This window comes from uncultured Nitratireductor sp., assembly GCF_913053745.1.
Taxonomy (GTDB): Bacteria; Pseudomonadota; Alphaproteobacteria; order Rhizobiales; family Rhizobiaceae; genus Nitratireductor.
This window is the reverse complement of sequence record NZ_CAJXGF010000014.1, coordinates 1-12045: the sequence shown is the minus strand read 5'-3', so window position 1 is coordinate 12045 and position 12045 is coordinate 1. Positions and strand designations below refer to the sequence as shown.

Here is a 12045-nt window from a genome sequence, read left to right as displayed (position 1 = left end):
AAGGCCGGTTCACGGTCCACGATCCAAGGTCCACGGGCAAGAAGAGCAAGCGATGACGAGCCTGACAGCCGATAGAAGCCTGTTGCGGAGCCCCGATTTTCTAAGGCTGTGGACCGGCAGCACCGCTTCGGGTCTGGCAACATGGGCGCTGCCCTTCGTGCTGGGACTTGCCATCGTCGAGGGTGGGATGAGCGCGGGCGAAGCCGGGCTTGCGCTCGCTGCCCGCACGCTCGGTTTCGTTCTGGCAATGCCGGTGGGGGGCGTTCTTGCGGACAGGTCGGGCCCGCGCCGCATGATCCGGCTGGCCAGCCTGACCGCGGCACTGGGGCTTCTGCCGATCCTCGCAAGCATTGCTGGGTTGGGCGGCGTTGTTGCCGCCATCGTCGGAGCGGGCATTGCCGGTTTTGGGCAGGGTGCCTGCCGAACCGCGTATCAGGCCCTGTTTCCGAGGATTGTGCCCGACACGCAACGCCAGGCGGGCAATGCCTTGCTGACCATATCGGTGCGGGTCAGCACCTTTGCCGGCCCCGCACTTGCCACCTGGGCAGCGCTACAGTTCGGGGTGGCCTCCACCCTTTATGCAATTGCGGGGATGTGGGTTGTCAGCGCCTTCCTGCCACCGTGGCCGGTGTCTTCAAGCAGCGGCAAGCGCCCGGAGGCGCTCAGCCCCGGCCGTTTTGTTGCGGAGCTTTCCGAGGGACTTCAGGAAGCCAGACGCCATCCATGGTTCACGGCGGGACTGGCCGCCCTCACCGTGGTAATCGCCTTTGGATATTCGGTCACGAGCATTGTCCTGCCGCTCGTCAGCGAGGCCCGGTATGGCGGACCGCAACTGCTGACCGCGTCGGTCACGAGCTACACGCTCGGTGCCCTTTTCGGTGCCTTCGTCATTGCCAGATGGAAGCCGCAATCGATTGGCTGGTGGGCGCTTGGCGGGCTCACGCTCTATGGTTTCGTTCCGTTCGGCCTGCTGGTTCCCGGTTCCATGGCAGTGCCAATTGCGGCCTTTTTCATGGCCGGTCTGGGCATCGAACTTTTCAACGTACCCTGGTTTACCGCGATCCAGCGAGAGATTCCCGCAGAGAGGCTTGCCCGCGTATCGGCAATCGACTTTCTTTGCTCATACGGGCTAGCCCCGGTCAGCCTAGCGCTCATCGCCCCCTTGATAGGGACTTTCGGAACCGGTCCTGTCCTGATCACCAGCGGCTTGCTGTGCTGCTGCGTGCCAGCAATGGCGATGCTGACCCGAGGGACCCGGCGCTTCCGTAACCGTGGGTAACTGACCAGTGTCTGGGCAGCGGCACGCCTTGCTTCCAGGGTCCAGAAAGACGGCAAGCGTGCGGATCAGCGACGTGAGAGGGAGTGCGCAACCCTATCGGCCGGCACTCCCCACTGACGATCAATCATCGGCGTTTGCCGCCGCAGCACGGTTACTCCGATAGACTTCTCGGCGGCCGACGCCACGCAACGATGCCGACTATCAGCGTAAGCGGCCCGTCGACGCCGACCGCGATATGCAGATCGGTGAGGGAGGCTTCCTTTGCCTGGGCGGCGGTTTCCAGGGCAATGCTACATAATCGAGGTTTCGTTAAATGTTCCAGAAACTCCGGGCCAAGCAGCCGGGAGCTAAGGGCGCGAGCGCTCCTAGCAGCGTGATACCGAGTGCATTGCCTGGTTCGTTGCTGGTCTCCGCGATCGACCCGGCGGCTCCGGCCCGTTCAGCGGGAACCGCCGACACCGCGACCTCGGCAACAAGGCTGAACGACAAACCGTAGCCGATGCCGGCGATCATGCTCGAGACGATGAAGGCCACGGCACCGGCGTCGGTGCTGGTGAGCACCAACGAAAGAAGGCCAGTCAGGATCACAATGGAGACGTTGCGATCACGGAACAGGCCGAGATCGAGCCGCGGATCGTCGATGCGAGTCTGCCGGCGCAGAGATAGCCCAAGGCCGATGCCAGAAAATATCCAATGCCGAAACCATGCGTGGCGAACGATACCGCCCATGGCTTTCGCGCCGAACAGGCAACCGGTAAACCCATCTTTACGGAATAAACGCCATCGACGACACGCCATTCACCAGGGCTATCGCATAGAGACGCAAAATCTGGGCGTCGAGAACTGTCCCCCGGTGTTTCCACCGAGTAGAAAGTGTGAGTTCCCTCAAAAGACCCGGCGGAGCGATTGCGGAGTGATACCGAAACCGCGCAGGAAAGAATTCCGCATCCGGTCCGTCGATCCATAGCCTGTCGCGCTGGCAATATGGGCAAGCGAATGTGTCCTACGTTCCACCCACTCCCTTGCAGTTTCAAGCCGGATTTGCTCGACTGCGCGTGCAGGCGTGACCCCCGTTTCTTTAAGAAATGTGCGCGAGAAATGCCTCGGACTCATAGCAGCCCTTGCAGCCAAACTCTCAACGGAGTGGCTGGCGTCGATGTTTTCTCGTATCCAGGCCAGCAAAGCCGAAAAACGGCCACTCGCTTCTCCTTTTTCAAGCAAGGCGGAGAATTGTGACTGGCCGCCCGGGCGCCGGTAGTAGATCACCAGTTCCTGAGCGATCTGGCGGGCAACCGAAGCGCCGTGATCTTCGGCGACGATAGCCATGGCTAAATCCATGCCAGCGCTAACCCCCGCCGATGTCCATATCGATCCGTCGCGAACCCAGATCCGATCGGCTTCAACAGTGACATCGGGGTAACGCTGCGCCAACGCACTTGCATAGCGCCAGTGTGTCGTAACGCGCTTCCCACGCAAGCATCCCCCGCGCGCCAAGATGAACGCGCCGGTGCAAACGCTTCCCGTTCGCTGACCGTTTTCGAAGTGACGAATAAGAGACCCCATGGTCTGCTCATCAATCTGGGCGTCGACTGCCCCAACGCCGCCGCACACGAGGACTGTATCGAAAACTCCTGCGCCGGAAAAACTTTGCGTTTGCAGCGTAGCTCCACCCGAACTCCGCATGCCGCCGCCCTTTTCAGACAGCAATTCAACCCGATACTCGGGCTTCTCCGGATCGCTTGCGGCTGACTCCAGCACGGCCATAGGCCCGGCAGCATCAAGCAATTGGAAGTCTGGAAAGAGCAGAATTCCCACACGATGAACCATGGCCGTATTTAACGGAACTATGTCATTGCTGCCAGGAGAAATAACCACGCACATTGGGGCTCGAACAGGAAACACCGCACGAACATTTGAGGACCCAAAATGTTGCATCGGAGAGATGTATTGATGGCCTTGGCCTACGGCACCTTTTTTTTCGGCACAGTATCTGAACTCAGCCAAGGCTGCCGACGGACAAAGCGACAACTGGCAAAACGAGTTCGCCAGCTTGCCTGGCGTCAAGCTTATGGGTAACGAAGATATTGCAATGCTCCTCTATCCCGGGTTTACGGCACTGGATTTGGTTGGTCCCTACCACTTCTTTGCCGGGATGATGGGCGCACGCGTGCATCTGGTTACCAATCAGACGGACCTTCGCCCCGTAGAGAGCGACATGGGATTAGCCATAGAGCCGACGGTTACGCTGGCAGATTGCCCGCAGGCCCTAACGATCCTGTTTGCGCCTGGCGGCACAGATGGCACGCTTGCTGCAGCACGTGATCCTGCAACAATCGATTTCATCCGTGATCGCGCTTCACATACGCAGTTCGTAACCAGCGTTTGTACCGGCGCGCTCATTCTTGGAAGAGCCGGGTTGCTTCAAGGGAAGCGCGCCACCACACACTGGTCTGTGCTTCCTCTCCTTACCCAGTTCGACGCCGAACCTGTCGACGCGCGTGTGGTTCAAGATGGCAATCTGATCACGGGCGCCGGAGTATCTGCGGGACTGGATTTCGGACTATCGATCGTTGCTCGTTTGCGAGGTCAGCCTTATGCCGCCGCCTCGATGCTAACAGCAGAATATCATCCAGAACCACCTTTCGAAGGTGGGACCTTGTCGTCCACGCCCAAGAATGTATCCGAGCCCATGACAGCGCTGTTCGCTCCATTTGTCCAGGAAGCGAGCAAACTGCGCATTGTAAAATGAAGGCATGAACAATAATGGGATAGCTGGCGGCGCGTTCGCCGCCAGTAGCCCCGCCCCTGTAACCATCGGCTCACTGCTTGAGCAAGCGGGTAGCTGCATATGATTACACCCTTTCGTCTTGGGATATTATCACCAAGCGCTCTTCGAGAAATGAGAGGGCGTTTCCGATGCTACCCTCTTTCTGAACTTCCCGGCCAAAGGCTGTGGCTCGCATTGGCAGCGATATTTCGTTTGTCGACCGGTTTTGGCCCGGCACCCAGCCGGACAATGCGCTACGCCCAAAAGAACAGGTCGCCGAGAAAGGGGCAAACTGCCGGGTTCCACCAGCATGAAGCCGCAAGACTCGCAGAACGGTGCGTTCCACGGGATATCGCGAAAGGTGGTCAGCGTGAGCGACGATAGCCCTGCACGCTGGCCGACCGCCGGGCGGAATCAATCAAGGCACGGCCTGTTCCCCTTTCCCCGATGTTCAAAATGCACAGACATATGCCAGATGTGCGGTGTCTCGCCATGGCGTTCCGCACTCGGAAACCCACATCGGCACGATGAAACCGAAGAAGGATGGCGACGAAAAGATCTGCCCTATCTAAAGAAGGAGCGATCCGGTCGCGAGCAGCGTCATGCTCCGGGCAACACATCCGGCGACACCCCACTCACGATGAAGTTTCTTGCAAACCGTGTCGCCGCGATCATGGCAAGTGCAACGGTTGAAAAGGCAAGACCGAAGCAAACCTCCGGGTAGCCGGCATGGCCGGCACGGTGGGAAGATAGGTATCCATTGCCAGAAAGGCCAGAATATCGAAAGGCGCCAACAACAGCAGCGCTGCCGGTAGCGTTAGAGCCCATTGAGAGCGCTTTGCAGTCACGAGAATTATACCGCTCTTTCAAGAGATGAAGGGCAGCGGCAGCTCGTCAGTGTTTCCAAGTTTTTTGTATGACCAGCGCCGCAACGACGAGACAGCGGTTTCGGCTTATCGCTCTGCTGATTTGGAACTTCCCATAACGAAGCCCCTGCTTTGGGTGGGAATGCAATTCCTGACAGCTCATCTCCAGGTCGCGCGCAGTATTTCACCACTGGCTGAACTCGTGGCGCACTGCTGCGCATTTCTCAGGTGTCGGACGAGGAAGAAGGGCGTGCTTCGCGGTTCAGCCTAAGAATGGTTGAGTTTCAGCTTTTCGGGATTCAACACACGCATAACGGACAAAATCCGCAATCCAGCTGTCATGAACGACGTCACCGCATGAGTTCTCCCATCAACCTTCCCGATCATACCTGCCTGCCCATTCACATTCACCAGTTCCACCGCAAAACCCTGCGGCAGCTTTGCAAGTACGCCCACCTCCATACGTGCAATTCGGTCGGCGCCCGTGACCGGGCGAAGCGCCGCCCATGTCTTTCCGCCGCCATCACTGACAAAGACGGCATCCGGCGCCAACAGTTCGGCGATACGCTCGGCATCCCTCTCCTGCACGGCTTTTACATAGCGCTCAACAAGTTGGCGGTGTGCAGTGTCAGATACTTCAAACCGCGGTTTGTCGCGCCTGACCCGCTCTCGCGCCCGGTGGACGAGCTGTCTGCAGGCTGCCTCACTCTTGCCAAGGGCAACCGCAATTTCAGAATAGGCGCAGTCAAAGACGTCGTGCATCAGAAATCCTACCCGCTCCTCCGCAGAAAGCCGCTGCAGGACCATCAGAAGCGCCATCGAGAAGTCGGATGCCAGCTCGATCGCATGATCCGGGGACCGCTCGTCGGCCAATAAAGGCTCGGGCAACCACGGTCCCACATATCTCTGGCGCTCCGTTTGAAGGGTCCGCAACCGATCAAGGCACAGGCGTGAGGACACGGTAACCAGCCACGCCTCCGCAGATCGGATTTCGCCCCTCTCAGCACCGTGCCAACGCAAGAAAGCCTCCTGCACCACGTCTTCGGCCTCCTGCCGGGAGCCAAGCACGCGGTATGCAAGGCCAAACAGGCGCGGTCGCAGCTTTTCGATGTCTTCGTTTGTCTGCATCCCGATCTTCCGCTCACCCACTGCACTCATGACATCAGACGTGGCAACACCTCCTGTTGTGACAGCACAGCACGAGTTCTCGTTGATCACTATTCAAAAAATTTCGCACGGACTGTCACAGCCGAGCCGCGTCCCCGTCTTTGCAGTCAGTGCATCGATCACACAGCACGATCGATCCAGAGAAGCAAATGAAGAGGATCACCCCGTGGAACCGAGACTCAATTTCTACAAAGAAGCCCCCGAACTTATGAACACACAGATGGAGCTGAAGAAGGCCGTGGACGATTGCGGGCTGGAGAAAGGGCTGCTTCATCTGATCAATCTGCGCACCTCGCAGATCAATGGCTGCTCCTATTGCGTCGACATGCACAGCCGGGAAGCCCGCGGCGATGGTGAAAGCGAGCAGCGCGTGTTCCTTGTCTCGGCGTGGAAAGAATCTCCCCTTTTCTCTCCACGCGAACGCGCAGCACTCGCCTGGACAGAGCAGGTGACGCTCATCTCGCAGGGCGGCGTTCCCGATGCCTTGTATGAAGAGGCGCTCGAGCATTTCAGCAAGAGCGAACTGACAAAGCTGACGGTTGCTCTTGGCATGATGAACATCTTCAACCGGCTCTGCATCGCCTTTCATGCGATCCACCCGGTCAGGTCAGGCAAGGAAACCTGATGAGCGCCGCGTTAGGACAATTGGCATGAGTTTGATCAATCGGAGTTCGGGGATGGCGACCATTCTTCGTTCGTTTCCCACCCTCTCGCCAGAGAGCCGTTCCACCCGCTTCGAAGGACGCGACCATGGCAGTCCGATCTCCTTCTTTCTCATCGACACCGATCCTGGAAAGGGATCGGACCTGCACACGCATCCCTATGCGGAAACATGGGTTGTGCGTGCTGGAACGGCTGAGTTCACGATAGGGGATGAGCAGATTGTCGGCACCGCAGGTGACATCATCATCGCCCCACCGAATGTTGCTCACCGCTATATCAATACGGGCACTGGGCCGCTTCAAATGGTCTGCATTCACCCCGGCGACAGGATTGTTCAGGAACTGGTTTGAACAGACCTCAGGGAGGAAAGAGAATGAACCTCTTCGAACTGGCAAGACAGCTTTTCGACGCGCAACCCTTCTCCCGGTTTCTCGGCGCCGAACTCACCCGCGCGGATGCCGATGGCGTGACATTGAGCCTGCCCATCGTCGATCATCACACGCAACAGCATGGTTACGTCCACGGTGGGGTCATCAGTTATCTCGCCGACAATGCGCTCACCTTTGCCGGGGGACTTGCCTTGGGGGGCGATGCCGTCACCTCCGAATTCAAGCTCAACTATCTCAAGCCTGCGAAAGGCAGCCGCCTTGAGGCAAGGGCGGAAGCGAAGGGTGCCGGGCGGCGCCAAGCCGTCTGCCTCTGTGAGATCTATGCCATTGAAGGCGGCGAGGCGACGCTCTGTGCACTGGCTCAGGGCACAATTGTCGCCCTTGTCAAATGAACGGGCTCGGCCTTCCGCCTTGTCGGATTCCCTGTCCTCAAGCGCCGTGCCCCATTTCTTGGCAAGCGCCCCAAAGGCACGAACTTGTCATAAATGGCAAGTTCAAGAGGCGTTACCCAATAGCCCTCCGGAACCCGGCGCACCAGCAGCGCCTCCCGCAATTCTTTAAACCGCTGGTTCAGCGTGGGAAGAATGGATGGGCAATACCGACATTCTGGAGCCTCATCGCCGGCGGGCTCCTGATCGGGCTGCTCGGCGTCGTCTTCGAGCCAAGCCATGCGCTGGGCAGGATAACTGCTACCGACCTCCTGCTCGTTGCCTATCTCGGCATCTTTTCCAGCGGTGTCACTTTCTGGCTTTTGCAACAAGGAACAGAGATCCTGACTCCAGGCAAGGTCACAGTCTACACCCACCTCATCCCATTCGTCTCCATGCTCGTTCTGTTCGTCAATGCCCCGGGAGCGATCGGCTGGCATTGGCTACCGGGCAGTGTCGTCGTGATCCTTGCGATCCTCCTCCTTCTGCGCCGCTCCACAAGGCAGCCGCAACCTGCTCCCACATCACGAACCGCGATCGATCCATCTGCCAGAACCGGAGTTTGACAATCATGCGTATCCTTGTCTTGGGAGCTGCGGAGAGTGTGGGACGCCATATGGTCGCCGGAGCCCTGCAACCTGGGCATGAGGTGAACGCCGTCGTCCGTGATCCCGACCACGCGCGCCGCTCCCCCGAAAACGCAAGCGCTGCCGTCGGCAATGCAGCCGAGCCCAGGAATGTCGCCCGGCTGAGCGCCGATCAGGATGTTGCGGTGAGCGCGACCCGACCAAAGCTGGGCTCCAAGCAAGAGCATCCAAGCACTGCCGAGAATCTTCTCAAATGCCTCCGACTTACCGGCACGCGGCTCATTCTTGTCGGCGGCGCCGGCAAGGTCAAAGTACCTGACGGGGACGCACTTATTCTCGATCATCACGGCCTGTGATGATCTCCATGGGAAATCTCGCCATAGCTTTCCTCGAGATGCTCCAGCATCGCTGTGAGCGCTTTACCGTCGCCTATCGATACAATTCCTGCCCACCGCATTCATCTTCGGATCGGAGCCTTTCATGACCGTCGAACCTCCATCAGAAAGCACCACCCCGCAACACAGTGCGCGCACACACGATCTCGCACGCATCGAGAAGGTGGTTGCCGAGGTCGAGGCAACCCAGCGCGATCGTGACCCCCAAGGTTTCATGCGCCTTTTGGCACGCGAAGCCGTCTGGGTCACGGCCATCGGCAAGCGCTTGACCGGCTGGGAGGAGATCAGCGCATTCACCCACAAGGTGCTCACTCCGGCATTGGGCGAACATTACGCCTCCTACGAGATTGCGCATGTCACGTTTCTCTCGGACACTGTCGCTGCGGTGAACGTGGTTCAAAAGCCAATTGATGGCAAAGGGAAGCCGGATAGAAACGAGCCGGAGGGGCGACCGCTCTATGTCATGTCGAAGGTCGACGGGAACTGGCTAATCGCTGTCGGGCAGAACACGCGGTTTCAGGCCAACGCAGTGGAGGCACAATCAAGAGCTGTCGAGGTCCTGGAATGAGATCATTACCGAAGAAGGTAGATGTCGCCATTGTCGGCGCGGGCCCCACGGGCCTTGCTCTTGCGATTGGCCTGGCCCAACGCGGCATCGATTTTGTCATTCTCGATGCTCTGCCCGAGGCACAGAACACCTCGCGGGCGGCGGTCATTCACGCCGGCACGCTGGAGGCCCTCAGCAAGCTCGCCATTGCGGACGATCTGATAAAGGCCGGTATCAAGGTTCGCAACTTCCGCATTCGCGAGCGCTCGAAAGTCCTGCTCCGTGCCGATTTCGGCGTGCTGACGTCGCCAACTCCCTATGCCCTGATGATCCCGCAGGATGAGTCGGAAGCGCTCATGACCGCGAAGCTGTTATCTCTGGGTCATCAGGTGCGAAGGCCACACAGGCTCGTAGCCATCGAGCGCCGTTCGGTGGGAGTCATCCTCACAACCGATGACGGTTCACTCATCCACGCCCGGCATGTCGTGGGTGCCGATGGTGAAAAAAGCACTGTACGAACGCAGACAGACATCCCTTTCCCGGGTGAAACCTACGGCTCCTTCATGCTGGCCGACGTGCGGATGGCATGGCCCATAGCCAAAGACGAGGTAACGCTGTTTTTCTCGCGCGAGGGAACGCTGGTCGTCGCACCCATGTCGAAAGACCGCTATCGCGTGGTCGCACAGAGGCAGAATGCGCCTTCTGACCCGACGATTGCGGATGTCCAGGCCGTCATCGACGAACGCGGACCCGAAACTGGTGCACGCGTGAGCGAAGTGCTTTGGGGGTCTCGCTTTCAGGTCCACCACAAACTGGCTGACCGGTTCTATCAAGAGCCCGTCATATTGATGGGCGATGCCGCGCACGTTCACTCTCCCGCCGGCGGTCAGGGCATGAATCTCGGCCTCAAGGATGCCGTCTCCCTGGCGGACGCACTGCAGCAGGCCTTGGAGGGTGACACCGAACAGCCGCTGGAGACTTATGCCAAAACGCGTCGTGCCGCGGCTGAAGACATTCTCCACATGACCGATCGCCTCACCGCGATTGCCACCTTGAAGAACCAGCCATTGCGCATTGCGCGTAACGCTATCATCCGTACGGCATCTACGTTTCCGTTCATCCGCCGCCAGGTGGCCCGGACGCTGTCGGGGACAGAATGATCGACACGAAGGAACGGCAGATGAGACCTTTGAATGGCTTCTACTCCGTCATAGATTACACTGTGCCTCCATCGGGAAGCGTGACAAGCGTTGCCGAAGCCTTGAACGACGCCGTTCAACGGCTTCCACTACCGGAAGCAGACAAACCTTCACCGCTGTTGGATAGGGGTGCAACCACGCCACGCCGCCAAGGATTAGCGCGAACTGCCATTGGTGATTGATCCGCTGTGGTGACCAGCCTATCGACACCGGCAATGTTGCGCCGCCCTGCCGCCATCATTGGAACTGAACCCCTCCCATGAACAATTTGAACACGGCTACCGCCCTGCTCCAACCCGAAACAACGTATCTCTTGGTATGTGGTCTCTACAATTTGGGTTTTGCAGTCTTTCACATGGCTTTCTGGGCCCTGTTTCGATGGCCCGCCGGGCTGCGACCTTCGGGCGCGATCAATGCCGCGATTACCCAGACACTCAACATCGTTCTGACCTATTGCTTTCTGATGTATGGCGGGGCGCTTACCTGGAGCGCCTTGAGCTCCAATCAGCCGCATCCATTCCTCCTGGTTGCCGGCGCAGGTTTCTGGCTTCTTCGATCCACGCTACAGCCTTTGCTGTTCTCCATGCGAGACCGCCGTTCGGTAGGGATCACGATCATTTTCCTGGTAGGGTTTGCGATGCATGCTGCCGGGACGATGTTTCTGGCGGGTTGAAAACGAAGGGCGCAGGAGCGAGCCTGCACAGCTTCGATCGCAGTCACCTTTCGATGGTGCCAGTCCTCGGAATCTTTTTCTGAAGCAGAAGAACACCATAGAGCGACGCTTCTGCGGTTGGAGGGCAGCCGGGCACACAGACATCGACCGGAAGCAACCGATCGGCCGGCACCTCATTGACGACATCAAAAAAGCCCCGTCACAAGGGTGACGGGGCCTATTCGATCACATTGGTTTGCGGGGGCAGGCAACCATCAATGTCAGCAGGGCCTTTTCCAAGCGGCGGCATAGCCGCCCAGGATAGTCCAGGTTTGCTTTCAACAGCTCGCTGAGCGTATAGGCCCTGCCCCCGGTCCCAGCGATGGCGCGAAGAGACTACAGACCTGACACCCGGAGCGGCATAGAGAGTCTTCCAACTGAGAAAGCGATCACCACGTTGTGCAATGAGTCGTCCTTGTCGAGCCGGTCTGCGAACGGGCCTATTCGCTCCAGGAGAGCAGGTCGGCTCCCGTATCTCGTGCGATGATGGACCGGCCTCATTCAAGGTGCCAATTGACGTTTATCCGATACCGTCCCAGCGGACTTCCGCGTCGATGCGTTGACAGGGCCATCGCGCGGTTCGGTCACCCGCAGAACGCCGTCGCCCGAAGCGGACGGCGACTGGGCCAAGTCTATCGTCGCGCCAAATGCTCAAACAATACAGCGACGGCCTCCGCGCCCGGATCGACATTTCCCTCCAGTTGCCGGGCGTTGATATAGGCAGATCGCCCAGCGCGCGCCTGTGCCATCGTGGCCGTTTCCTGCGCCCCGGCACGGGCTGCCGCTGCGGCAGCGGGAAGACCGCTCTGCAAGGCTTCAAGGGCGGGCGCCAGCGCATCCACCATGGTGCGGTCACCCGGCCCAGCACCACCAATTTCCTGCATGCGCGCAAGCCCGGTCTTCAGCGCAGCCCCCATCGGCTCGCCGCTGGAAGCGGCATCGCCCGCTGCCGCGAAGAAGATCGCAAGCAATACTCCCGATGAACCACCCATGGTCTGACTGAGTTCCTGACCCAGCGCGCGCAGGAGCTGTGTGTGATCGGACAA

General features: G+C 59.2%; 13 protein-coding genes and 3 pseudogenes. 10 read left to right on the top strand and 6 right to left on the bottom strand.

Annotated elements, in window-relative coordinates; all coding sequences use genetic code 11:
• The first annotated feature begins 52 nt into the window (after nt 1-52).
• Nucleotides 53-1279 (top strand): MFS transporter, encoded by a 1227-nt coding sequence (locus QZ638_RS04000; RefSeq protein WP_295807167.1) that lies wholly within the window; start codon nt 53-55, stop codon nt 1277-1279.
• A 151-nt stretch (nt 1280-1430) separates the two neighbouring features.
• Here the strand turns inward: QZ638_RS04000 and QZ638_RS03995 are convergent.
• Nucleotides 1431-1936 (bottom strand): annotated as a pseudogene (locus QZ638_RS03995) (hypothetical protein); the annotation flags it as partial.
• A 228-nt stretch (nt 1937-2164) separates the two neighbouring features.
• Nucleotides 2165-3160, bottom strand: coding sequence for a GlxA family transcriptional regulator (locus tag QZ638_RS03990; protein WP_295807165.1), 996 nt, complete (start codon nt 3158-3160; stop codon nt 2165-2167).
• 187 nt (nt 3161-3347) lie between these two features.
• On the opposite strand from QZ638_RS03990, the gene QZ638_RS03985 reads away from it, so the two are divergent.
• Nucleotides 3348-4028 (top strand): DJ-1/PfpI family protein, encoded by a 681-nt coding sequence (locus QZ638_RS03985; RefSeq protein WP_295807163.1) that lies wholly within the window; start codon nt 3348-3350, stop codon nt 4026-4028.
• A gap of 589 nt (nt 4029-4617) precedes the next feature.
• Here the strand turns inward: QZ638_RS03985 and QZ638_RS03980 are convergent.
• Nucleotides 4618-4781: pseudogene (locus QZ638_RS03980) on the bottom strand (chloramphenicol/florfenicol efflux MFS transporter FloR); the annotation flags it as partial.
• A gap of 398 nt (nt 4782-5179) precedes the next feature.
• Nucleotides 5180-6130, bottom strand: a complete 951-nt coding sequence (locus QZ638_RS03975) for an RNA polymerase sigma-70 factor (RefSeq protein WP_295807161.1) — start codon at nt 6128-6130, stop codon at nt 5180-5182.
• A gap of 115 nt (nt 6131-6245) precedes the next feature.
• Between QZ638_RS03975 and QZ638_RS03970 the strand changes: the two genes are divergently transcribed.
• The 8 genes from QZ638_RS03970 to QZ638_RS03935 all read left to right on the top strand — a co-directional run bounded on the left by QZ638_RS03970 (nt 6246) and on the right by QZ638_RS03935 (nt 10960).
• Complete coding sequence (locus QZ638_RS03970) at nt 6246-6704, top strand: carboxymuconolactone decarboxylase family protein (protein WP_295807159.1); 459 nt, start codon at nt 6246-6248, stop codon at nt 6702-6704.
• A 52-nt stretch (nt 6705-6756) separates the two neighbouring features.
• Nucleotides 6757-7092, top strand: coding sequence for a cupin domain-containing protein (locus QZ638_RS03965; protein ID WP_295807155.1), 336 nt, complete (start codon nt 6757-6759; stop codon nt 7090-7092).
• 23 nt (nt 7093-7115) lie between these two features.
• Nucleotides 7116-7523 carry a PaaI family thioesterase gene (locus QZ638_RS03960; RefSeq protein WP_295807152.1) on the top strand — a complete coding sequence of 136 codons (408 nt, stop codon included), beginning with the start codon at nt 7116-7118 and terminating at the stop codon, nt 7521-7523.
• Nucleotides 7520-8125 carry an EamA family transporter gene (locus QZ638_RS03955; protein ID WP_295807150.1) on the top strand — a complete coding sequence of 202 codons (606 nt, stop codon included), beginning with the start codon at nt 7520-7522 and terminating at the stop codon, nt 8123-8125. The genes QZ638_RS03960 and QZ638_RS03955 overlap by 4 nt, the downstream gene beginning before the upstream one ends.
• A 5-nt stretch (nt 8126-8130) precedes the next feature.
• The gene (locus tag QZ638_RS03950) at nt 8131-8502 is read left to right on the top strand and encodes an NAD(P)-dependent oxidoreductase (RefSeq protein WP_295807147.1); all 372 of its coding nucleotides are present in this window, start codon (nt 8131-8133) and stop codon (nt 8500-8502) included.
• A gap of 124 nt (nt 8503-8626) precedes the next feature.
• On the top strand, nt 8627-9109 hold the full coding sequence (locus QZ638_RS03945; protein WP_295807143.1) for an SgcJ/EcaC family oxidoreductase: 483 nt from the start codon (nt 8627-8629) through the stop codon (nt 9107-9109).
• Nucleotides 9106-10248: an FAD-dependent oxidoreductase gene (locus QZ638_RS03940; protein ID WP_295807140.1), complete on the top strand. Its 1143-nt coding sequence runs from the start codon at nt 9106-9108 to the stop codon at nt 10246-10248. The genes QZ638_RS03945 and QZ638_RS03940 overlap by 4 nt, the downstream gene beginning before the upstream one ends.
• Nucleotides 10249-10642: 394 nt before the next feature.
• Nucleotides 10643-10960 (top strand): hypothetical protein, encoded by a 318-nt coding sequence (locus tag QZ638_RS03935; RefSeq protein ID WP_295807136.1) that lies wholly within the window; start codon nt 10643-10645, stop codon nt 10958-10960.
• A 43-nt stretch (nt 10961-11003) separates the two neighbouring features.
• Here the strand turns inward: QZ638_RS03935 and QZ638_RS03930 are convergent.
• Together QZ638_RS03930 and QZ638_RS03925 are read right to left on the bottom strand one after the other, a co-directional pair.
• Nucleotides 11004-11123: pseudogene (locus QZ638_RS03930) on the bottom strand (NADH-quinone oxidoreductase subunit B); the annotation flags it as partial.
• Between the two features lie 508 nt (nt 11124-11631).
• The coding region (locus QZ638_RS03925; RefSeq protein WP_295807133.1) for a DAK2 domain-containing protein at nt 11632-12045 on the bottom strand (414 nt) is incomplete at its 5' end.

Excerpts from the sequence above, each read along its gene's own strand:
- QZ638_RS04000 (WP_295807167.1), top strand. The coding sequence starts at position 53 with ATGACGAGCCTGACAGCCGATAGAAGCCTGTTGCGGAGCCCCGATTTT.
- QZ638_RS03940 (WP_295807140.1), top strand. The coding sequence starts at position 9,106 with ATGAGATCATTACCGAAGAAGGTAGATGTCGCCATTGTCGGCGCGGGC.
- QZ638_RS03945 (WP_295807143.1), top strand. The coding sequence starts at position 8,627 with ATGACCGTCGAACCTCCATCAGAAAGCACCACCCCGCAACACAGTGCG.
- QZ638_RS03960 (WP_295807152.1), top strand. The coding sequence starts at position 7,116 with ATGAACCTCTTCGAACTGGCAAGACAGCTTTTCGACGCGCAACCCTTC.
- QZ638_RS03950 (WP_295807147.1), top strand. The coding sequence starts at position 8,131 with ATGCGTATCCTTGTCTTGGGAGCTGCGGAGAGTGTGGGACGCCATATG.
- QZ638_RS03990 (WP_295807165.1), bottom strand. The coding sequence starts at position 3,160 with ATGTGCGTGGTTATTTCTCCTGGCAGCAATGACATAGTTCCGTTAAAT.
- QZ638_RS03955 (WP_295807150.1), top strand. The coding sequence starts at position 7,520 with ATGAACGGGCTCGGCCTTCCGCCTTGTCGGATTCCCTGTCCTCAAGCG.
- QZ638_RS03985 (WP_295807163.1), top strand. The coding sequence starts at position 3,348 with ATGGGTAACGAAGATATTGCAATGCTCCTCTATCCCGGGTTTACGGCA.
- QZ638_RS03935 (WP_295807136.1), top strand. The coding sequence starts at position 10,643 with ATGGCTTTCTGGGCCCTGTTTCGATGGCCCGCCGGGCTGCGACCTTCG.
- QZ638_RS03965 (WP_295807155.1), top strand. The coding sequence starts at position 6,757 with ATGGCGACCATTCTTCGTTCGTTTCCCACCCTCTCGCCAGAGAGCCGT.